Raw genomic sequence first — 20,836 nt, 5'->3', positions numbered from 1 at the left:
GCGTGCCGCCGTCGCACACTTTCGTGCGGAACCGCGGAGGTGCCCGGCGTACGGTCGGACCATGGAATTCAGATACCTCGGCAACTCCGGCTTCAAGATCTCCGAGATCACCTACGGCAACTGGCTCACCCACGGATCGCAGGTCGAGAACGACACCGCGACCGCGTGCGTGAAGGCCGCGCTCGAGGCGGGGATCACCACCTTCGACACCGCGGACGTCTACGCCAACACCAAGGCGGAGACCGTGCTCGGCGAGGCGCTCAAGGACGAGCGACGTGCCTCCATCGAGATCTTCACCAAGGTCTTCGGCCCCACCGGGCCCAAGGGCCACAACGACGTGGGGCTCTCGCGCAAGCACATCATGGACTCCGTCGACGCGTCGCTCACGCGTCTCCAGACCGACTACATCGACCTGTACCAGGCGCACCGCTTCGACTACGAGACGCCCCTCGAGGAGACCATGCAGGCGTTCGCCGACGTCGTCCGCCAGGGCAAGGCGCTCTACATCGGCGTGAGCGAGTGGACGAGCGAGCAGCTGCGCGCCGGCCACGCGCTCGCGACGGAGCTGGGCTTCCAGCTGATCTCGAACCAGCCGCAGTACTCGGCGCTCTGGCGCGTCATCGAGGAGGAGGTCGTGCCCACCTCGACGGAGCTGGGGATCTCGCAGATCGTGTGGTCCCCCATCGCGCAGGGCGTGCTGACGGGCAAGTACAAGCCCGGCCAGGAGCTGCCGTCCGGATCCCGCGCGACCGACGACAAGGGCGGCGCGAACATGATCAAGCGCTTCATGAACGACGACACGCTCTCCCGCGTGCAGGCGCTGCAGCCCGTCGCCGACGAGCTCGACCTCTCGCTCGCCCAGCTCGCGGTCGCGTGGGTGCTGCAGAACGAGAACGTGGCGTCCGCGATCATCGGCGCCTCGCGGCCCGAGCAGGTGCACGAGAACGTGAAGGCGTCCGGGGTGACGATCCCGGCAGAGCTCCTCACCCGCATCGACGACGCGCTCGGCGACATCGTCGAGAAGGACCCGCGCAAGACGGAGGACAGCTCGCCGAAGACGCGCGAGGCCTGATCCGGCGCCCCGCCCGCATCACCGCGCGGCCCCGCCCGAGATGATCGGGCGGGGCCGCGCGCCTGGTGCCGCGCGGCGACGTCCGACAGCGGTCACCCGGCTCCCGTCGCCTCACGACGGACCTGTGCGGCGTCCTCCTGTGCGGCGTCCTCCTGCGCGGCGACCTCCTGCGCGGCGACCTCCTGCGCGGTGTCGTCCGGGCGGTAGCATCTGACGCCGATGATCACCCGGAAGGCGCGTCCCGTGCCGACGGAGCACAGGAGGACGCCATGACGCCGAGGTCGCTGCCGCTCGCCGAGAGGGCCTCCGTCGCCCTCGGCTCACTCGTCGTCGCCATGGGCATCGTCGCCATCGCCGGCATGCTGCTCGCGGCCCTCGCCTTCGGCAGCGGCCTCGACATCCGCATCCCGTTCGTCCTCGCGCTCGACGGCGGCGTCGAGCCGTCCGGATCGCCGAGCGTCTCCATCACCGGATCATGGATGGGGGCAGCCGTCGTGGTGGTTCTCCTCGCGCTGCCCCTGTCGGTCGCGGCATTCCGACGCCGGACGGCATCGACCCCACGCTGACGTCCGCGCGGCCGCCAGGCCGGCGCATGTCCACCCCGCGGTCACCGCCCCGACAGACCGCGTCCGACGGGGCTCCAGCGGCTGCGGCGTAGGGTCGGGACATGGAATTCCGCTACCTAGGCAACTCAGGCTTCAAGATCTCCGAGATCACGTACGGCAACTGGCTGACCCACGGGTCGCAGGTCGAGAACGACACCGCCACGCAGTGCGTGCAGGCGGCCCTCGAGGCCGGCATCACCACGTTCGACACTGCGGACGGCTACGCGAACACCGTCGCCGAGAAGGTCCTCGGTGACGCGCTGAAGGGCGAGAACAGGGACGGGATCGAGATCTTCACGAAGGTCTACTTCCCGACCGGCGCCAAGGGCCACAACGACACCGGCCTCTCGCGCAAGCACATCATGGCGTCGATCGACGGCTCGCTCGAGCGCCTCCAGACCGACCACGTGGACCTCTACCAGGCCCACCGCTACGACTACGAGACCCCGCTCGAGGAGACGATGCAGGCATTCGCCGACGTCGTCCGCCAGGGCAAGGCGCTCTACATCGGCGTCAGCGAGTGGACCCCGGCGCAGCTCCGCGAGGCGCACGGCCTCTCCCGCGAGCTCGGCTTCCAGCTGATCTCGAACCAGCCGCAGTACTCGGCCCTCTGGCGCGTCATCGAGGAGGAGGTCGTCCCGACCTCGAAGGACCTCGGGATCTCGCAGATCGTCTGGTCCCCCATCGCCCAGGGCGTCCTCACCGGCAAGTACAAGCCGGGCCAGGACCTCCCGCAGGGCTCGCGCGCCACGGACGACAAGGGCGGCGCCGACATGATCAAGCGCTACATGAACGACGACACACTCACCCGCGTGCAGGAGCTCCAGCCCGTCGCAGATGAGCTCAACCTGTCGCTGGCTCAGCTCGCCGTCGCCTGGGTGCTCCAGAACGACAACGTCGCGTCCGCGATCATCGGCGCCTCGCGTCCCGAGCAGGTGCACGAGAACGTCAAGGCCTCGGGCGTGAAGATCCCGGCCGAGCTCCTGACCCGCATCGACGACGCCCTCGGCGACGTCGTGGAGAAGGACCCGTCGAAGACGAGCGACAGCTCGCCGAAGGGGCGCCTCGCCTGATCCGCACCCGCTGAACGCGACGACGGCCCCGCCCGAGCAGATGCTCGGGCGGGGCCGTCGTCACGCATCGGCGGTGCGCGCCGGGGAAGGCCCGCGAGACCGACGGCTCCGGCCAGCGCGGAGCATCCGCGGGCGGGATCGGACCATCCGGAAGACGCCGACTGATCCTTCCGGCAGGATCGACATGGGCGAAGGAGGCCACATGGGGATCTATGTCCGGAAGAGCGTGAAGGCGGGGCCGTTCCGCTTCACCGCCGGCAGAGCAGGCGTGAACGTGAGCGCGGGGATTCCCGGGTTCCGCGCCGGCTCCGGACCTCGGGGCAACTACGTGAGCGTGAATGCCGCCGGCCTCTCCTACAGGGCGACAGGACCATCCCGTCCTCGCGGAGCCGGGCGACCCGCAGCGGCGCCGTATCAGCCGAGCGCAGTGCTGATGGAGGACGTGACTGGCGCTGACGCAATGGAGCTCTCACCCACCGACGGTGATGATCTCGTCGAGCAGCTCAACCGGGCGGCGGCTCGACGCCGCTGGGCGTGGCTGGCCGTGCTCGTGTGCGTCGTGGTCGGGGCCGTCTCCCTCCCGTATGGAGTCGTCGTGTGGGTGCTCGCTGTACCCCTCTGCTTGTGGCTCTTCGCACGGGACGCTGCGCGACGAACGGTGGCTGTCATCTACGACGTCGACGACTCCGCAGCGGCCTGGTTCGAGGCCCTCGTCACCGCATGGACCCCTTCCGGTCCCGCGGAGAGGGTCTGGAGGGTCACCACGTCCGGGAAGGTGCGGACGACCCATCAGCACAAGACGAATGCCGGAGCTGGGGAACTCGTCCGACGCACGACCGCTCGGAGTGATGCCACAGGCACGAAGCACCTCGCGACGAATGTCGCCGTCCCGTCGGTGACCGTCGGCGACTCGGCGCTCTACTTCCTCCCCCGACAGGGTCCTCGTCCGTGACGGCAAGCACTTCGCGGCCGTCCCCTACCGCGAACTGATTGTGACCGCGGTATCGGAGCGTTTCATCGAAGACCCGGGTCCTCTCGCATCCGACGCGGAGAAGGTGGGCGAGACGTGGCGATACGTGAACGTCAAGGGCGGGCCGGATAGGCGTTACAAGAACAACACCGTGCTGCCGATCATGCGGTACGGATCCCTGCGGATCACCTCGCCCCGGGGATTGAGCTGGATCCTGCAGACGTCTCGCCATGTCGCCGCACGTCAGCTCGCTCGTGTGCTGGAATCGTCCCCCCTGAGTAGTGAGGACGGCGCTCGCTGACTCGATCGATGCTGGCCTGAGGCATCGACCCGGAGACGCTCACCCTGGCTAGGCCGCCCCCGCTCGAGCAGATGCTCGGGCGGGGCCGTCGTCATGTTCAGGGCAGGAGACGCAGCATGTGCGGACGCGCTCGCATCGCATGGATGACGAGCTCGTTCCCGCTGTCGAAGACCAGCACCACGGTCTCCAGCAGTCGACCCGAGCGGTCGAAGCCGAGACGGAGCTGCCGCGCGGGGCTGTCGTCGTCGAGATCCTCGATCCAGATCGCCCATGATGCAGCCTCAATGGCATCCTCGGGTTCGATCCCGTGCTTCATCGCGGAAGGGTGGGCCCTCACGCCGCGGAATCGTGGAGGGCCTGCCGGATCACCTCGGATCGGGATGTGCCCTCGCGCGTCGCTCGCGCGTCCACCGCGGCGAGCTCGTCATCCGTCAGCCGCACGGCGACGACCTGGGACGGTCGCGCTCCGCGACCGGGTCGGCCGCGGCCGCGCTTCGTGAGCGCGTCCACGTCGTACCCGGCCTCGGCCTCATCAGCCCACGCCTGGATCTGCTCCTCCGTCACGGGCACGCCGTCGATGGTCTCGTCGCCAGTCATGCGAATAACGTAATACGCCCACCGGCTCGGTGTCGAGAGACGCACGTGGACAGGACGTGCGGGGCGACCTCACCCGGCGCTGGAGCCCGGGAGGCGAAGCCGGCGACGACCGCTCGGAGATGGTCCGGGAAAAGGAAAAGGCCCGGATATCCGGGCCTGTCATTTCCTGCGTGTTCAGTGCTGGGGTACCTGGACTCGAACCAAGAACAAAAGAATCAGAATCTTCCGTGTTGCCAATTACACCATACCCCAAGGCCCCGATGCGCGATCGGGCCTCGTCGAGTGTAGCCCATCGGCCGGATCGACGCCAAACCGGAGCGCTCCCGCCAGGCCCCACCCGTCAGATCACGGGCAGCAGGTCCCGGTTGATCGCGCTGGCGGCGCGCGCCCCGAAGCCGGCCGCGATGATCAGCTGCTGCGGGCCCGGCTGCGAGCTGTCGCCCGCCGCGTAGACACCCGGATGCGACGTGCGGCCCTCGGCGTCGACGGCGATGTGGCCGTCGTCGTCCGTGTCGAGGTCGAGCCCCGCGAGGAAGTCGAGCGCGGTCGAGTAGCGGGGGCGCACGAAGCCGCCGGTGCGCGGGACGACGGAGCCGTCCTGCATGCGGATGCCGGTGACGACCGCGCGCTCGCCCTCGATGTCGGCGACGGGCCGGCGGTCGACGCGGATCCCGAGGGACGCGAGCCCGCGCTCCCCCGCCTCGTCGACCTCCGCGACGCCGTTCGTGAACACGATGATGTCCCGCGACCACTGCGAGAGCAGCAGCGCGCGCTCCACGAGGTCGTCCGTCTCGCCGATGAGGGCGAGCGGCTCGTCGCGCTTCTCGTAGCCGTCGCATTCCATGCAGCTGTGCACGGCGGTGCCGTAGTAGGCGCGGATGCTCGGCAGGTCGGGCAGCGTCTCCACGAGGCCCGTGGCGATGAGGATGCGACGGGCGCGCACCTCGCGGTCGGGGGCGCGACGCACGCCCTTCGCGCGGATGGTGAACCCACCCGGGGACGGCTCCGCGGACTGCACGACGGCGAGCTGGAACTCGCCCTCGTCGTAGGACTCCACCTCGACCTGGCCGAGCTTGCGGAGCTCGAGCGGGGAGATCCCGTCGCGCGTGACGAAGCCGTGCGACATGAGCGTCGCGGCGTTGCGCGGACGGCTGCTGTCGAGCACGAGGGTGCGGCGCCGGGCGCGCACGAGGTTCAGCGCGGCGGAGAGGCCCGCGGGGCCCGCGCCGATGACGACGACGTCGTAGGAGTCGCCCGTCGCGGTGGATCCGGCACCGTCAGCGCCGGCACCCGCGGGATCACTCACCGAGCATCCCCGCGAGGCGGTCGAGGCGCGCGATGGTCTCGTCCTTGCCGAGCAGCACCATCGACTCGAACAGCGGCGGCGAGATGCGGCGCCCGGAGACGGCGACGCGCAGCGGGCCGTAGGCGAGCCGGGGCTTCATGCCCATGCCGGTGATGAGCGTGTTCTGCAGCACCTCCTGCACGAGGTCGACGTCCCACTGCGTGTGCGGGACGCCGTCGAGCGCACCGCGCGACGCGGCGAGCACCGAGGGGGCGTCGTCCTTGAGCGCCTGCACCGCCGCGTCGTCGTAGGGCAGCGCGTCGGCCGTGGTGAAGAGGAACGACAGGAGGTCGGGGGCCTCGCCGAGGAGCTGCATGCGCTCCTGCACGAGCGGGGCCGCCGCGTCGAGCATCCGCTGCTCGTCGTGCGTGAGCTCGGCGCCGACGACGCCCGCGGCCTGCAGGTACGGGACGAGGCGCCGGGCGAAGTCCTCGAGCGCCAGCAGGCGGATGTGGTCGCCGTTCAGCGACTCCGCCTTCTTGAGGTCGAAGCGCGCGGGCGCGGGCGTGACGTCGGCGACGTCGAACGCCGTGATCATCTCCATCCGCGAGAACACGTCGCGGTCGTGCGTGAGCGACCAGCCGAGGAGCGCCAGGTAGTTGATGAGGCCCTCGGGGATGAAGCCGCGGTCGCGGTGGTGGAACAGGTTCGACTCGGGGTCGCGCTTGGAGAGCTTCTTGTTGCCCTCCCCCATCACGTAGGGCAGGTGGCCGAAGCGCGGGATGGCGTCGGCCACGCCGATGTCGATGAGCGCGTGGTACAGCGCGATCTGCCGGGGCGTCGACGAGAGCAGGTCCTCGCCGCGGAGCACGTGCGTGATGCCCATGAGCGCGTCGTCGACCGGGTTCACGAGCGTGTAGAGCGGGGCGCCGTTGGGGCGCACGAGCACGAAGTCGGGGAAGGATCCGGCCGGGAACGTGACCGTGCCGCGCACGAGGTCGTCGAACGAGAGGTCGGTGTCCGGCACGCGGAGACGGAGGGCGGGCGCGCGGCCCTCGTCGCGGAACGCCTGGCGCGCGTCCTCGGTGAGGTCGCGCTCGAAGTTGTCGTAGCCCATCTTCGGGTCGCGGCCGGCGGCGCGGTTGCGCGCCTCGATCTCCTCGGCCGTCGCGTAGCTCTCGTAAAGATGGCCGGACTCGGTGAGCTTCCGGATCACGTCGAGGTAGAGATCGGTGCGCTGCGACTGACGGTACGGCGCGTGCGGTCCGCCCACGCCCTCGCCCTCGTCCCAGTCGATCTCGAGCCAGCGCAGCGCCTCGATGAGCTGCTCGTAGCTCTCCTCGCTGTCGCGCGCGGCGTCGGTGTCCTCGACGCGGAAGACGAGCTTGCCGCCGGTGTGGCGCGCGTAGGCCCAGTTGAACAGGGCCGTGCGGATGAGCCCGACGTGCGGCGTCCCGGTCGGGGACGGGCAGAACCGGACGCGGACGTCGGTGCCGGAAGCGGTGGTCACGGGGTGGGTCGTTGCGTCAGTCATCCTGGTCACGATTCTAGGGCTCGGGCTGCGGCTCCCCGTCGGTGCCGGGCGTGCCGTCCATGCAGTACGGCTCGAGGAGGTCCCACCGGTCGTACTGGTCGCCGGGCGGCACGCCGCACTCGAGGAGCACGGCGCCCGCGGAGCGCGTGGGGTCGAGCCCCTCGAGGGTCCCGGATCCGCGGAAGGCGCCGTCGCAGCCCGTCACCGTGACGTGCGCGGACTGCGCGGAGCCGAGGTAGCCGATCACGTAGCGCGCCTCGCGGTCGAGCACGGGATCGAACGACGTGATCTGCAGCGGCCGCCCGAACCGGGGCCCCACGAGGTCGCGGTCGCGCAGGTCCGCGCCGAGGAAGGCCGCCCAGGTCTCCGGCGGGGCGAGGCTGTCGGCGACGGGGACGGCGGACCCGTCCCGCTCGTCCAGCTCCAGGCGGAGCGCCGGCCGCAGCGCGGTGTCGGTGCGCGTGACCCGCTGGGTGGTGGAGCCGAGGCCGGGCTGCTCCCCCGCGCTCGGGATCCGCACGGTCATGACGCGCACGGCCAGCAGCTCGTCGGCGGGTCCGGACTCCGGCTCCGCCCAGTCGATCGAGAGGTCGGCGGGCGTGCACCCCGCGGGCAGCCGGAGCTCCGCGGCGCCCGGGGTCGGCGACGCGGTCGGCGCGGAGGCGTCCGAGGGTCCCGGCGTCTCGAGCCCGTAGTCGGACACGTCGTACACGCACCCCGCGAGCACGGCGACCGCTCCGGCCGCGAGCGTGAGGCGCAGCGCGCGGCCGGGGCGGGTCATCGTCAGGCGCGGGCGCGCGCGGGGTTCGAGAGCGTGCCGATCCCCTCGATCGACACCTCGACGACCTGGCCGTCGGTGAACGGGCCGACGCCCGCGGGCGTGCCCGTGAGGATCACGTCACCCGGCAGCAGGGTCCAGACGCGCGACGCGAACGCGATGAGCTCGGGCACCGAGTGCACCATCTCGCTCGTGCGGCCGGACTGCCGCAGCTCGCCGTCCACGCGCGTCTCGATGAGCGCGTCCTCGAACGCGCCCTCGGTCTCGATCCACGGGCCGAGCGGGCAGAACGTGTCGTACCCCTTGGCGCGCGCCCACTGGCTCTCGGAGTGCTGGATGTCGCGGGCGGTCACGTCGTTGCCGATCGTGTAGCCGAACACCGAGCGGGCCGCGTCATCCACGGTGGCGTCGCGCGTGATCCGGCCGATGACCACCGCGAGCTCGCCCTCGTGCTCGATCCGCTCGCTGTCGGCGGGCAGGCGGATCGCGTCGTCGGGGCCGATGACCGACGTGTTCGGCTTCAGGAAGATGAGCGGCGTGGTGGGCGCCTCGCTGCCGTGCTCCGCCGCGTGCGCCGCGTAGTTGCGGCCCACGGCGACGACCTTGGAGCGCGGGATGACCGGCGCGAGCAGCCGGGCGTCGGCGAGCGGCACCCGCTCCCCCGTGGTCTGGTAGCCGCTGAACATCGGGTCGCCGGAGAGGACGACCAGGTGCCCCTCCTCCTCGTCGAGGATGCCGAAGCGGGGGTCGTCACCGGTGCTGAATCGCGCGATCTTCACGCTGTCGACCCTAGCCGTGCGGGCGGATCCCGTCCGCCCGCACGAGCGGCGCCCGGCGCCCGGCGCCCGGTGCGCGCTACGCGTCGAGGCGCGTGAGCCAGCCGTGGCGGTCGGGGATGCGGCCGTACTGGATGTCGGTGAGCTCCTGGCGCAGCGACATCGTCAGCTCGCCCGCGGGCGCGTCGATGTCGCCGACGTCGAGGCCCTCGCCCATCAGGCGGCCGATGGGCGTGATGACCGCCGCGGTGCCGCACGCGAACACCTCGGTGATCTCGCCGGACGCCACGCCGTCGACCCACTCGGACAGCTCGACGCGCCGCTTCTCGACCGTGAGGCCGCGGTCGCGCGCCAGCTGGAGGATGGAGTCGCGCGTGATGCCCTCGAGGATGCTCTCGGAGTCGGGCGTGACGATCCGGCCGTCCCGGTAGACCAGCACGATGTTCATGCCGCCGAGCTCCTCGAGGTAGCGGCCCTCCTCGGAGTCGAGGAAGAGCACCTGCGCGCAGCCGTGCGACGCGGCCTCGGCCTGCGGGAGGAGCGACGCGGCGTAGTTGCCGCCGCACTTCGCGGCGCCCGTGCCGCCCTTGCCCGCGCGGGAGTACTGCGTGGAGAGCCAGATGGAGACGGGCGCGACGCCGCCCGTGAAGTAGGCGCCCGCCGGGCTCGCGATCACGTAGTAGCCCACGCGCTGGGCGGCGCGCACGCCGAGGAAGCTCTCGTTGGCGATCATGAACGGGCGGAGGTACAGGCTCTGCTCCGCGGCGCGGGGCACCCAGTCGATGTCCGCGCGGACGAGCTGCGTCACCGACTCGACGAAGTCCTCGGCCGACAGCTCCGGCAGCGCGAGGCGGCGGGCCGAGCGCTGGAGGCGGGCGGCGTTGCGCTCGGGGCGGAAGGTCCAGACGGACCCGTCGGCGTGCGCGTACGCCTTCATCCCCTCGAAGATCTCCTGGCCGTAGTGCAGCACGCTCGCGGCCGGATCCAGCTGCAGCGGGCCGTACGGGACGACGCGGGCGTCGTGCCATCCGCCGTCGAGGGTCCAGTCGATCTGCACCATGTGGTCGGTGAAGTGCTTGCCGAACCCGGGGTCCGCGAGGATCGCCTCCCGCTCGGCGTCGGCGCGGGCGCGCTCCGACGGGGTCCGCTCGAAGGAGAGGGGGAAGGCGGCGGGGCTCGGAGTGGTGCTGCTGGTGGTGCTCATGGGGTCCTTCAGCGGTTCGTGGAGAGGGCGCGGATGACGGCGTCGCCGACCTCCGCGGTGGAACGGGGGGCCGTGTCGCCCGCGGCGCGTGCCGCGAGGTCGGCCGAGACCGCGGCCGTGACTCGCGCGGCCGCCTCGGGCAGGCCGAGGTGGTCGAGCAGGAGCGCGACCGAGAGGATGGCGGCGGTCGGGTCGGCCTTCTGCTGCCCGGCGATGTCGGGCGCGGATCCGTGCACCGGCTCGAACATGCTCGGGAACGCGCCCGTGGGGTTGACGTTGCCGGACGCGGCGAGGCCGATGCCGCCCGAGATGGCCGCGGCGAGATCGGTGATGATGTCGCCGAACAGGTTGTCGGAGACGACGACGTCGAAGCGGGCCGGGTCGGTGACCAGGAAGATCATGGTGGCGTCGACGTGCAGGTAGTCGACCTCGATGCCGGGGTGCTCGGCGGCGACGCGGTCGACGGTGCGCTGCCAGAGGGATCCGGCGAAGGTCAGCACGTTGGTCTTGTGCACGAGCGTGACGCGCTTGCGATCGCGCTTCTCAGCCAGCTCGAACGCGAAGCGGACCGTGCGCTCGACGCCGTGCGCCGTGTTGACCGACACCTCCGTCGCGATCTCGTGCTCGGTGCCGCGACGGAGAACGCCGCCGTTGCCGGCGTACGGCCCCTCGGTGCCCTCGCGGACCACGACGAAGTCGACCTCGCCGGGCGCGGCCAGCGGCGAGACGACGCCGGGCAGCAACGCGGTGGGCCGGAGGTTGATGTAGTGGTCGAACGCGAAGCGCAGCTTGAGCAGCAGCCCGCGCTCGATGATGCCGCCGGCCAGGCGCGCGTCGCGGGGGTCTCCGCCGACGGCGCCGAGGAGGATCGCGTCGTGCTGCGCGAGGGCGGCGAGGTCGGAGTCCGTGAGGATCTCGCCCGTCTCGAGGAAGTGGCCGGCGCCGAACGGGTACTGCGTGGTGTCGAGCGACACGTCCGCGGGGACCGCCTCCCGGAGCACGCGGAGGGCCTCGTGGACGACCTCCGGGCCGATGCCGTCCCCCGGGACGACGGCGAGCGAGATGGTGCGGGGCATGGATCCTCCCGGGCTCGGTGGGTGTCGGGCCAGGTTACCCGCACGCCGACGGCACCCGCGCGCTACGGTGTACGCACCCGACCGACCGGCGGGTTCGACTGAAGGACCCCCATGAGCATCGGCCTCGGCATCTTCCTCGTCATCGTCGGCGCGATCCTCGCGTTCGCCGTCGACATCACCGTCCCGGGCGTCGACCTGCGGCTGGTGGGCTACATCCTCATCGGCGGCGGCGCGCTCGTCGTCATCATCGGCGTCGCGCTCCTCGCCCGTCGCCGCACGGCCGTGAGCGAGACGCGCACGCGCATCGACCCCGCCACGGGACAGCGCATCACCCGCAGCGAGCGCTCGGACGACAACATCGTCTGATCCCCTCCCCGAGCGCGTCGGGCCCGTCACCTCGCGAGGTGACGGGCCCGACGTGCATCACGGCACCGGCCGCGCTCAGTCGTGCGAGCTGGCCCGACGGAGGCTCGTGAGCGAGATGACGATGGCCCCCACCATGAGCACGGCACCGATGATCGAGGTCGTGACGACGCCGCCGTCGAACGCGGTGTGCGCCGACTCGAGCAGCGCGGCGCCCACGTCGGACGGCACGCGGTCGGCGACGGACACCGCTCCGCCGAGCGTCTCGCGCGCCGCGACGGCGTCGCCCTCCGAGAGGCCGGCCGGGAGCACGAGGCCCGTGCGGTAGGTCGCCGTGAGGATGCTGCCGAGCACGGCCGTGCCGAGCACCGCGCCGACCTCGTACGCCGTCTCCGACACGGCGGACGCGGCCCCGGCCTTGGCGGGCGGGACGGCCGCGATGATCAGGTCGTTCGAGATGGTCTGCGACGCGCCGATGCCCGCGCCGAGCAGGCAGAACGCGAAGACGAGGAGCCCGACCGAGGCGCCCTTCCCGGTGGCCGCCAGGATCACGTAGGCGATCGCCGAGAACGCGAGCGCGATCGCGACCACCCGCGACGGCCGGGCGCGCGCCACGATGGGCACGATCACGAGGCCGGAGACGATCACCACGACGGATCCCGGGATGAGCGCGAATCCGGCGGACAGCGGATCGAGCCCCGCGACGAGCTGCAGGTGCTGCGTCACGAAGAAGAGGAAGCCGACGAGCGAGACCACGCTCAGCAGGTTGACGAGCACCGCGCCCGTGAAGACGGGCTCGCGGAAGAGGCTCACGTCGAGCATCGGGTTCCGGGCGCGCGACATGCGGCGCACGAAGAGGATGCCGGCCACGACGCCCACGACGGGCGCCGCGATCGCGAGCGGCGTGACGCCCTCGGTCGCGAAGGTCTTGATCGCGTAGACGATGGGCGCGACCGTCGCGAGCGACAGCAGGATCGCGACCACGTCGATGGGGCCGGGGGCCGGGTCCTTCGACTCCGGCACCAGCACGGGCGTGAGGATGAGCAGCGGCAGCAGCACGGGCACGGCGACGAGGAACACGGATCCCCACCAGAAGTGCTCGAGCAGCACGCCGCCCACGAGCGGGCCGAGCGCGGATCCGCCGGAGAAGCCGGACGCCCAGATCGCGATGGCGAGGCGGCGCTGCTTGCGGTCGGTGAAGATCGAGCGGAGGAGCGAGAGCGTCGACGGCATGAGCATCGCGCCGAAGAAGCCGAGCGCGGCACGGGCGGCGATGAGCTGGGACGCGTCGGTGGCGAAGGCGGCCAGCGCCGAGACGAGGCCGAAGCCCGCGGCGCCGATCATGAGCATGCGGCGTCGGCCGTAGCGGTCGCCCATGTTGCCCATCGCGACGAGGAGCCCCGCGAGCACGAGCGGGTACGCGTCGATGATCCAGAGCTGCGCAGCCCCCGACGGCTCGAGGTCGCGCGCGATGGACGGCATCGCGAAGCTCAGCACGGTGTTGTCGATGGAGACGAGCAGCACGGGGAGCATGAGCACGACGAGCGCCGCCCACTGTCGTGTCCCGGCGCGCGCCGGAGCGGTCACGGGGACGGAGGCGGTGCGGGGGCTGGACATGACGGGGCTTCCTGACGTCGGGAGGCGACGGCGCGGGGCGCGCGGACGGGGCCGCCGGGCGGCCGAGATCACTGTACCGTCCGGTCGGTACAGCGGGCAAGCCGCGGTTACGCTGGGGTCATGCCCGACGCACCGCCCGACTCGCCCGCGCCCCACGCCGCCGATCCGTCCGCCTCCATCGAGGCCGTCGCGCCCGGCGCCGGCTCCCCCGCGACCACCGCGACCGCCACCGCGCGCGACCGGATCCTCGATGCGTTCGAGGAGCTGCTCGTCCAGCAGGGCGAGCGGGGCACGACGCTCGAGTCGGTCGCCGCCGCGGCCGGCGTCTCCAAGGGCGGCCTCCTGTACCACTTCGGCGGCAAGGAGGCGCTCGTCGAAGGGCTCCTCGCTCGCATGTCGGCGCTCGCCCGCGAGGACGTGGAGCGGCTGCGGCGGGCCGAGCGCGGGCCGGTCGACCGGTGGATCCGCGGCTCGCTCTCCACCGCGACGCCGTTCGACCGCGCCTACGTCGCGACGTCCCGCCTCGCGCAGGGCAACCACTCGCGGGCGCGCGACACGCTCACGCACCTCCAGGACGAGTGGGCCGCCGTGATCCTCGAGGCCGTCGGCGACCCCGCCGTCGCGCGCGCCGTGCTCCTCATCGGCGACGGGCTCTACTACAACTCGGCGCTGCAGCCGTGGCTGGGCGGATCCGCGCCGGCCGACTCCGCGCTCGACGAGCTCATCCGCGTGGTCGACGACCTCGTGCGGCTCCGCTCGACCCGCGGCTGACCGGCCCCGCGGCCGAGCCGCTCGCGGCCGAACGCTCACAGCCGACCGACTCGCAGCCGACCGTCCCCGGACGCGCCGCGAGGGCGACCGCCGCAGCGGCCGCCCTCGCGCGGTCCGGCCCGACCGGGATCAGTCGGCGATGTCGATCTCGCGCAGCGACGTGGCCTGGATCGCGCGGCGCACGTTCTCCAGCACGCCGTCCGGCACGGGCGAGTCGACGCTCAGCACGCTGAGCGCGCGTCCGCCGGCCTCCTGGCGGGCGATCTGCATGCCCGCGATGTTGACCTCGGCGTCGCCGAACTCCTTGCCGTAGACCGCGACGATGCCGGGGCGGTCCTCGTACTTCATGACGATGAGGTGGCGGCTGAAGGGCACCTCGACGTCGTAGCCGTCGATCTCGACGAGCTTCTCGATCTGCTTCGTGCCCGTGAGCGTGCCCGAGACCGACACGGTCGTGCCGTCCGAGAGCGCGCCGCGGATGCTGAGCACGTTGCGGTACTCCTCCGAGACGGCGTCGGTGATGAGCCGCACCTCGAGCCCGCGCTGCTCGGCGAGGAGCGGCGCGTTGACGTAGGAGACGTTCTCGCTGACGACGTTCGTGAACACGCCCTTGAGCGCCGCGAGCTTGAGCACGCTGACGTCGTAGCCCGCGAGCTCGCCGCGGACGACCACGTCGATGCTCGTGAGCGCCTCGTGCGCGAGCCCGGAGAACACCTGGCCGAGCTTCTCCATGAGCGGGATGCCGGGGCGCACGTACGGGTCGATGACGCCGCCGGCGACGTTCACCGCGTCGGGCACGAGCTCGCCGCCGAGCGCCAGGCGCACGCTCCTCGCGACCGAGACGCCGGCCTTCTCCTGGGCCTCGTCGGTGGAGGCGCCGAGGTGCGGCGTGACGATGATGTTGTCGAGCTCGAGCAGCGGCGACCCGGTGGGCGGCTCGCTCACGAACACGTCGAGGCCGGCGCCCGCGATGCGCTTCGACTTGAGCGCCGTGTACAGCGCGTCCTCGTCGATGATGCCGCCGCGGCTGGCGTTGACGATGCGCAGGGAGGGCTTCGCGAGCGCGAACTGCTCGGTGGAGATGAGGCCCGTGGTGTCGGGCGTCTTGGGGATGTGGATGGTGATGAAGTCGGACGCCGCCATGAGCTCGTCGAGCGGGAGGAGCCGCACGCCGAGCTGCTGCGCGCGGGCCGGCGTGACGTAGGGGTCGTAGGCCACGAGCGTGGCGCCGAAGCCCGCGAGGCGCTGGGCGACGAGCGTGCCGATGCGGCCGAGGCCGACGATGCCGATGGTCTTCTCGTAGAGCTCCACGCCCGTGAAGGACGAGCGCTTCCAGAGGCCCTGCTTGAGCGACGCGCTTGCATCCGGGATGAACCGCGCGAGCGAGAGGATGTGGCCGATGGCGAGCTCGGCGGCCGAGATGATGTTCGAGGTCGGCGCGTTGACGACCATGACGCCCGCGGTGGTCGCGGCCTTGATGTCGACGTTGTCGAGGCCGACGCCGGCGCGGGCGACCACCTGCAGGCGCGGGGCGGCCGCGATGGCCTCCGCGTCGATCCGGGTGGCGGAGCGCACGAGCACCGCGTCCGCCTCCGCGAGGGCTGCGAGCAGCGCCGGGCGGTCGGTGCCGTCGACGGAGCGGACGTCGAAGTCGGGCCCCAGGGCGTCGACGGTGGCGGGCGAGAGTTCTTCGGCGATCAACACGACGGGCTTCGTCAAGAGGCGGTCCTTCGGGCGGGGGCGGCTGGGACCCTCACATGCTAGTGGCCCCAGAATGGGCGGATGAGCGATGAGACGTGGGCTGCGATCCAGCTCGCCGTGCGGATCCTGCTGGCCCTCGTGTTCGTCGGCATGGGCGTGAACCACTTCGCGCCGAAGGCCGCGCGGGTCATGGCGGAGATCATCCCGCCGTCGTTCCGGCGTCCAGGGGTGCCCTCTCCGCTGGCGCTCGTGTGGATCACGGGCGTGTGCGAGATCGCCGGCGGCGTCGGCCTCCTCGTCGACCCCGTGCGGCTCGCGGCGGGCATCGCGCTGGCCGTGTTCCTGGTCGCGGTCTTCCCCGCGAACGCCTTCGCGGCCCGGCACCCCGAGCGCTTCGGCCGCATCGCGATCCCGCTGGTGCCGCGCCTCGTGGCGCAGGTCGTGCTGATCGCGCTCGTGCTGTTCGCGGGCTGGCCGCTCTAGGCCGACGCCGGCCTCAGAGCATCGGCACCAGGGTCGCGACACCGACGGTGAGCGCGCTCGCGGCGGCGAGGCCCGCGAGCATCACGAGGACGCGCGCGGCGACCGGCCGCCCGCGCGTGGCGCGCGCGGCGACGACGAACGCCGCGACGGGGACCACGATCGCGCCGACGAGGGCCGCGACGGTCCCGCCGCGGAGCGTCCCGCCGAAGGCCGCCGCGATGTCGCGGAAGGCCGTGTACTGGTCGACCGCCTGCCACACGAGGACCCCGTGAGCGAGGGCCCCGAGGATCCCCACGACCCAGCCGGTGCGCGTGGGCCGGCCACGGCGCGGGCGGACGGGGACGGACGCCGGCGACCCTGACGCGGTGCGACGGGCGCTCACCGGGTCACCAGCCAGGGCCACGGGAACAGGATCACGGCGCCGACGGCGAGCACGAGCATGCGTCCGCCGAGGCGCATCCCGCGCCCGGCGGCGATCACGGCCGCGAGCCACAGCACGGGCGCGAGCACGGTGAGCGCCTCGGTGGCCTGCGCGACGCCCACCTGGAACGCCGATCCCGCGTTCGACGGGTTGTCGCGCACCACGAAGAACCAGGCGATGGCCTCGAGGATCGCGACGGCACCGAAGAAGGCCAGCCCGACGACCTCGGGCGACGCCTCGGGCGCGACCTCGTCGTCGGCGACCAGGCGGCCGCGCGGGGAAGGGACGTCACCGGAGGACGCGTCGGCCGAGGACGCGCCGGCCGAGGACGCGTCGGCCGAGGCGGCCCGGCGCGCGGCCGTGGCCCCGAGGGCGGACGCGCGACCGGCGCCCGCGGCGCGGGGGTCGGCGGAGGTGCGGTGCGGCTGGGCGCGCTGCGGCTCCGGCGAGCGGGCGAGCGTCGGGTCCGCCTCCTCGCCGGCCCAGCTCAGGGCGTCGTCATCGGGAGTCCGGGGCATCCCCCGATGGTACGGGCTCCGCACCGAGCGGCCGCCGCGGGCGCCACACCGCGGGCGCCCACACCCCAGGCGCCCACCTGGCGGGACGCCGGGCCCGCACGCACGGACGCCCGGTCGCACGAGGCGACCGGGCGTCCGGTGATGCGGGGGCGTCGGCTAGCGGGCGACCGAGCCGTCCGTGTAGTCGTCGTCGGCCTTGTTCCACGCGAAGAGCTTGCGCAGCTCGCGACCGGTCGACTCGATGGGGTGCTGCTCGCCCTTCTTGCGCAGCTCGAGGAACTCGGGCGCACCGGCGTCCTGGTCCTCGATGAAGCGCTTGGCGAAGGCACCCGACTGGATGTCCGCGAGGACGGCCTTCATGTTCTCCTTGACGTCCGGCGTGATGACGCGCGGGCCGGAGACGTAGTCGCCGTACTCGGCGGTGTCGGAGATGCTCCAGCGCTGCTTGGCGATGCCGCCCTCCCACATGAGGTCGACGATGAGCTTGAGCTCGTGCAGCACCTCGAAGTACGCGATCTGCGGCTGGTAGCCCGCCTCGATCAGCGTCTCGAAGCCGTACTGCACCAGCTGCGAGGTGCCGCCGCAGAGCACGGCCTGCTCGCCGAACAGGTCGGTCTCGGTCTCCTCGGTGAAGGTGGTGCGGATGGCGCCGGCGCGCAGGCCGCCGATGCCCTTGGCGTACGACCAGGCGAGGTCCCACGCCTTGCCCGACGCGTCGACCTCGACGGCGACGATGACGGGGACGCCACGGCCGGCCTCGAACTCGCGGCGCACGGTGTGGCCCGGGCCCTTGGGGGCAACGAGGATGACGTCGACGCCCTCGGGCGCCTCGATGTAGCCGAAGCGGATGTTGAAGCCGTGCGCGAAGACGAGCGTCTTGCCCTCGGTGAGGTTGTCGCGGACGCTGTCGGCGTAGAGGCCGCGCTGGTGCTGGTCGGGCGCGAGGATGACGATCACGTCGGCCCAGGCGGACGCGTCCGCCGGCGTCTTGACCTCGAAGCCCTGCTCCTCGGCCTTGGCGCGGCTCGACGAGCCCTCCTTGAGGCCGATGACGACCTCGACGCCGGAGTCGCGGAGGTTCAGCGCGTGCGCGTGGCCCTGCGAGCCGTAGCCGATGACGGCGACCTTGCGACCCTGGATGAGCGAGAGGTCGGCGTCCTTGTCGTAGACGATGTCAGTCACGTGATGGATCTCCTTGTTCTGTCGTCCCCGCGGGTGGTGCGAGGGGCGGTCGTGCCGAGGCGCCCCGCGCTCGCGCGGGGCGTGGGTCGTGGACGTTCGGGTGCGTGCATCGTGCCGTGCGCGGGGAGCCTAGCGGCTGGGCCGCGGGCGTAGCCGCACGTTCCCTACGATGTGCGGAAGACGCGGTCGGTGATCGACTTGGATCCGCGCCCCATGGCGAGGAGTCCCGACTGCGCGAGCTCCTTGATGCCGAAGGGCTCGAGCACGCGCAGGAGCGCCTGCACCTTGCCCGAGTCGCCCGTGACCTCGATGATCAGCGCGTCGGTGGCCACGTCGACCACGCGGGCGCGGAAGAGGTTCACGGCCTCGAGCACCTGCGAGCGGGTCGCGTTGTCCACGCGCACCTTCACGAGCAGGTGCTCGCGCTCGACGGCCTGGCCGGGATCGAGCTCGACGATCTTGATGACGTTGACGAGCTTGTTCAGCTGCTTGGTCACCTGCTCGAGCGGCAGCGCCTCCACGTCGACGACGACGGTGATCCGCGACAGCCCCTCGATCTCGCTCGCGCCCACCGCGAGGGACTCGATGTTGAACCCGCGGCGGGCGAACAGGCCCGCGACGCGGGTGAGGAGGCCCGGCTTGTCCTCCACCAGGAGGCTCAGGATGTGGCTCACTTCTCGGTCCTCCCGGTCTCGGCGAGGTCGTCGTCCCAGTCGGGCGCGTGGTCGCGGGCGTACTGCACGGCGCTGTTGCTGAGGCCCTGCGGCACCATCGGCCACACCATGGCGTCGCGGCTGACCACGAAGTCGATGACGACGGGGCGGTCGTTCGTCGCGAGCGCCAGGCGGATCGCGTCGTCCACCTCCTCCGGCTTCGTCACGCGGATCCCGAGGGCGCCGTACGCGTCGGCCATCTTCACGAAGTCGGGCACCATGCGGGTGCCGCCGCCCGTGTTGAGGTCGGTGTTGGAGTAGCGGCCCTCGTAGAAGAGGGTCTGCCACTGCCGCACCATGCCGAGCGAGGAGTTGTTGATGATCGCGACCTTGATGGGGATGTCGTTGATCGTGCAGGTGGCGAGCTCCTGGTTGGTCATCTGGAAGCAGCCGTCGCCGTCGATCGCCCACACGTGCCGGTCGGGCTGGGCGACCTTCGCGCCCATCGCCGCGGGCACCGAGTAGCCCATGGTGCCGGCGCCGCCCGAGTTGAGCCACGAGTTGGGGCGCTCGTACTTGATGAACTGCGCGGCCCACATCTGGTGCTGGCCGACGCCCGAGGCGAACACGCCCTCCGGGCCGGTGATCTCGCCGATGCGCTGGATGACGTACTGCGGCGCGAGCTGGCCGTCCGCGGGCTCCGTGTAGCCGAGCGGGAACTGCTCGCGCAGCCCGTCGAGGTACGTCCACCACTCGGCGATGTCCTGCTCCGCGGCGGACGCGGCCTTCGCCTCGCGGAACGCGACCACCAGGTCGGCGATGACGTCCTTCGCGTCGCCCACGATGGGCACGTCGGCGATGCGGATCTTGGAGATCTCCGCCGGGTCGACGTCGACGTGCACGACCTTGGCGTGCGGCGCGAACAGCGACGCCTTGCCGGTGACGCGGTCGTCGAAGCGGGCGCCGAGCGAGACGAGCAGGTCGGACTCCTGGAGCGCGAGCACCGCGGGCACCGTGCCGTGCATGCCCGGCATGCCGAGCTGCTGCGGGTGCGAGTCGGGGAAGGCGCCTCGGGCCATGAGCGTCGTGACGACGGGGGCGCCGACCGCCTCGGCCAGCGCGAGGAGCTCCTCGTGGGCCTTCGCGCGGATCACGCCGCCGCCGACGTAGAGGACGGGCTTCTTCGCCTCGACCAGGAGCTGCGCCGCGGCCTGGATCTGCTTGCCATGCGCCTTGACGACGGGGCGGTAGCCGGGCAGGTCGATCTTGGGGGGCCAGACGAACGGCGCCTCGAGCTGCTGGGCGTCCTTCGTGATGTCGACGAGGACGGGACCCGGGCGGCCCGTGGAGGCGATGTGGTACGCCGACGCGATGGTCGCCGGGATGTCCTCGGGCTTGGTGACGAGGAAGCTGTGCTTCGTGATGGGCATCGTGATGCCCACGATGTCGGCCTCCTGGAATGCGTCGGTGCCCATGAGGGTGGAGAACACCTGGCCGGTGATGGCGAGGAGGGGCACCGAGTCCATGTAGGCGTCGGCGATGGCGGTCACGAGGTTCGTGGCGCCGGGGCCGGAGGTGGCGATGCAGACGCCCGTGCGTCCGCTCGAGGACGCGTAGCCCTCGGCGGCGTGGCCGGCGCCCTGCTCGTGGCGGACGAGGATGTGGCGCAGCTTCGTCGAGTCCATGAGCGGGTCGTAGGTGGGGAGGATGGCGCCGCCGGGAAGGCCGAAGATGTCGTCGACCCCGAGGAGCTCGAGCGTGCGGACGACGGCCTCGGCGCCCGTGAGGATCTCGTCGCCCTGGTGGGCGGTCGGCGCCTGCGGCGTGGGGGGCGGGGTGGGCAGAGCTGGCATGGG

At 71.9% G+C, this 20,836-nt stretch carries 22 protein-coding genes and 1 tRNA gene; 7 read left to right on the top strand and 16 right to left on the bottom strand.

The window, feature by feature from the left end; genetic code table 11:
- Window positions 1-61 precede the first annotated feature (61 nt).
- The 4 genes from ACU4ZT_RS05695 (at window position 62) to ACU4ZT_RS05680 (ending at window position 3,702) form a co-directional block, all read left to right on the top strand.
- Window positions 62-1,072 carry an aldo/keto reductase family protein gene (locus tag ACU4ZT_RS05695; RefSeq protein WP_445338296.1) on the top strand — a complete coding sequence of 337 codons (1,011 nt, stop codon included), beginning with the start codon at window positions 62-64 and terminating at the stop codon, window positions 1,070-1,072.
- A 269-nt stretch (window positions 1,073-1,341) separates the two neighbouring features.
- A complete protein-coding gene (locus ACU4ZT_RS05690; RefSeq protein WP_414763182.1) occupies window positions 1,342-1,638 on the top strand; it encodes a hypothetical protein in 297 nt (98 codons plus the stop codon).
- Window positions 1,639-1,739: 101 nt separating this feature from the next.
- On the top strand, window positions 1,740-2,750 hold the full coding sequence (locus tag ACU4ZT_RS05685) for an aldo/keto reductase family protein (protein ID WP_445338295.1): 1,011 nt from the start codon (window positions 1,740-1,742) through the stop codon (window positions 2,748-2,750).
- A 184-nt stretch (window positions 2,751-2,934) separates the two neighbouring features.
- Window positions 2,935-3,702 (top strand): DUF4236 domain-containing protein, encoded by a 768-nt coding sequence (locus ACU4ZT_RS05680; RefSeq protein WP_445338293.1) that lies wholly within the window; start codon window positions 2,935-2,937, stop codon window positions 3,700-3,702.
- A gap of 416 nt (window positions 3,703-4,118) precedes the next feature.
- Here ACU4ZT_RS05680 and ACU4ZT_RS05675 read toward each other — a convergent pair whose 3' ends face one another.
- The 9 genes from ACU4ZT_RS05675 to ACU4ZT_RS05635 form a co-directional block, all read right to left on the bottom strand.
- Window positions 4,119-4,358 carry a uracil-DNA glycosylase family protein gene (locus tag ACU4ZT_RS05675; RefSeq protein WP_445338292.1) on the bottom strand — a complete coding sequence of 80 codons (240 nt, stop codon included), beginning with the start codon at window positions 4,356-4,358 and terminating at the stop codon, window positions 4,119-4,121.
- Window positions 4,355-4,618 carry a ribbon-helix-helix domain-containing protein gene (locus ACU4ZT_RS05670; RefSeq protein WP_063072848.1) on the bottom strand — a complete coding sequence of 88 codons (264 nt, stop codon included), beginning with the start codon at window positions 4,616-4,618 and terminating at the stop codon, window positions 4,355-4,357. The genes ACU4ZT_RS05675 and ACU4ZT_RS05670 overlap by 4 nt, the downstream gene beginning before the upstream one ends.
- A gap of 180 nt (window positions 4,619-4,798) precedes the next feature.
- Window positions 4,799-4,870: transfer RNA gene (locus ACU4ZT_RS05665), tRNA-Gln, on the bottom strand.
- An 88-nt stretch (window positions 4,871-4,958) separates the two neighbouring features.
- A complete protein-coding gene (locus ACU4ZT_RS05660) occupies window positions 4,959-5,924 on the bottom strand; it encodes an NAD(P)/FAD-dependent oxidoreductase (protein WP_445338290.1) in 966 nt (321 codons plus the stop codon).
- Window positions 5,917-7,437: a glutamate--tRNA ligase gene (gene gltX / locus ACU4ZT_RS05655; protein WP_445338288.1), complete on the bottom strand. Its 1,521-nt coding sequence runs from the start codon at window positions 7,435-7,437 to the stop codon at window positions 5,917-5,919. Before gltX ends, ACU4ZT_RS05660 begins: the two co-directional genes overlap by 8 nt.
- Window positions 7,438-7,450: 13 nt before the next feature.
- Window positions 7,451-8,218 carry a hypothetical protein gene (locus ACU4ZT_RS05650; RefSeq protein ID WP_445338286.1) on the bottom strand — a complete coding sequence of 256 codons (768 nt, stop codon included), beginning with the start codon at window positions 8,216-8,218 and terminating at the stop codon, window positions 7,451-7,453.
- Between the two features lie 2 nt (window positions 8,219-8,220).
- Window positions 8,221-8,994, bottom strand: a complete 774-nt coding sequence (locus ACU4ZT_RS05645) for a fumarylacetoacetate hydrolase family protein (protein WP_445338284.1) — start codon at window positions 8,992-8,994, stop codon at window positions 8,221-8,223.
- A 76-nt stretch (window positions 8,995-9,070) separates the two neighbouring features.
- A complete protein-coding gene (locus ACU4ZT_RS05640; RefSeq protein ID WP_445338282.1) occupies window positions 9,071-10,195 on the bottom strand; it encodes a branched-chain amino acid aminotransferase in 1,125 nt (374 codons plus the stop codon).
- 8 nt (window positions 10,196-10,203) lie between these two features.
- Entirely contained in the window at window positions 10,204-11,271 is a 1,068-nt protein-coding gene (locus ACU4ZT_RS05635) for a 3-isopropylmalate dehydrogenase (protein WP_063072842.1), read from the bottom strand.
- Window positions 11,272-11,382: 111 nt separating this feature from the next.
- Here ACU4ZT_RS05635 and ACU4ZT_RS05630 point away from each other — a divergent pair, with 111 nt between their 5' ends.
- Window positions 11,383-11,637, top strand: a complete 255-nt coding sequence (locus tag ACU4ZT_RS05630; RefSeq protein ID WP_063072841.1) for a DUF6458 family protein — start codon at window positions 11,383-11,385, stop codon at window positions 11,635-11,637.
- A gap of 75 nt (window positions 11,638-11,712) precedes the next feature.
- Here ACU4ZT_RS05630 and ACU4ZT_RS05625 read toward each other — a convergent pair whose 3' ends face one another.
- Window positions 11,713-13,251, bottom strand: coding sequence for an MFS transporter (locus ACU4ZT_RS05625; RefSeq protein WP_063072840.1), 1,539 nt, complete (start codon window positions 13,249-13,251; stop codon window positions 11,713-11,715).
- Window positions 13,252-13,371: 120 nt separating this feature from the next.
- Here ACU4ZT_RS05625 and ACU4ZT_RS05620 point away from each other — a divergent pair, with 120 nt between their 5' ends.
- On the top strand, window positions 13,372-14,022 hold the full coding sequence (locus ACU4ZT_RS05620; protein WP_063072839.1) for a TetR/AcrR family transcriptional regulator: 651 nt from the start codon (window positions 13,372-13,374) through the stop codon (window positions 14,020-14,022).
- Between the two features lie 129 nt (window positions 14,023-14,151).
- Here ACU4ZT_RS05620 and serA read toward each other — a convergent pair whose 3' ends face one another.
- A complete protein-coding gene (gene serA / locus ACU4ZT_RS05615) occupies window positions 14,152-15,741 on the bottom strand; it encodes a phosphoglycerate dehydrogenase (protein WP_063072838.1) in 1,590 nt (529 codons plus the stop codon).
- 63 nt (window positions 15,742-15,804) lie between these two features.
- Between serA and ACU4ZT_RS05610 the strand changes: the two genes are divergently transcribed.
- Complete coding sequence (locus ACU4ZT_RS05610) at window positions 15,805-16,206, top strand: DoxX family protein (protein WP_063072837.1); 402 nt, start codon at window positions 15,805-15,807, stop codon at window positions 16,204-16,206.
- Window positions 16,207-16,219: 13 nt separating this feature from the next.
- Here the strand turns inward: ACU4ZT_RS05610 and ACU4ZT_RS05605 are convergent, their stop codons facing one another.
- From ACU4ZT_RS05605 to ACU4ZT_RS05585, 5 genes are all read right to left on the bottom strand, one after another.
- The gene (locus ACU4ZT_RS05605) at window positions 16,220-16,501 is read right to left on the bottom strand and encodes a hypothetical protein (RefSeq protein ID WP_254654604.1); all 282 of its coding nucleotides are present in this window, start codon (window positions 16,499-16,501) and stop codon (window positions 16,220-16,222) included.
- A gap of 83 nt (window positions 16,502-16,584) precedes the next feature.
- Window positions 16,585-17,145 carry a hypothetical protein gene (locus ACU4ZT_RS05600; RefSeq protein ID WP_063072835.1) on the bottom strand — a complete coding sequence of 187 codons (561 nt, stop codon included), beginning with the start codon at window positions 17,143-17,145 and terminating at the stop codon, window positions 16,585-16,587.
- 156 nt (window positions 17,146-17,301) lie between these two features.
- Window positions 17,302-18,327, bottom strand: a complete 1,026-nt coding sequence (gene ilvC / locus ACU4ZT_RS05595; protein ID WP_063072834.1) for a ketol-acid reductoisomerase — start codon at window positions 18,325-18,327, stop codon at window positions 17,302-17,304.
- 164 nt (window positions 18,328-18,491) lie between these two features.
- Window positions 18,492-19,001: an acetolactate synthase small subunit gene (gene ilvN, locus ACU4ZT_RS05590; protein ID WP_063072833.1), complete on the bottom strand. Its 510-nt coding sequence runs from the start codon at window positions 18,999-19,001 to the stop codon at window positions 18,492-18,494.
- Window positions 18,998-20,833: an acetolactate synthase large subunit gene (locus ACU4ZT_RS05585; RefSeq protein ID WP_175345537.1), complete on the bottom strand. Its 1,836-nt coding sequence runs from the start codon at window positions 20,831-20,833 to the stop codon at window positions 18,998-19,000. The genes ilvN and ACU4ZT_RS05585 overlap by 4 nt, the downstream gene beginning before the upstream one ends.
- Window positions 20,834-20,836 lie beyond the last annotated feature (3 nt).

This window comes from Clavibacter davisi, from assembly GCF_052751415.1.
Note: the sequence above shows the minus strand (reverse complement) of the source record. Positions and strands in the feature narration are given on the sequence as shown.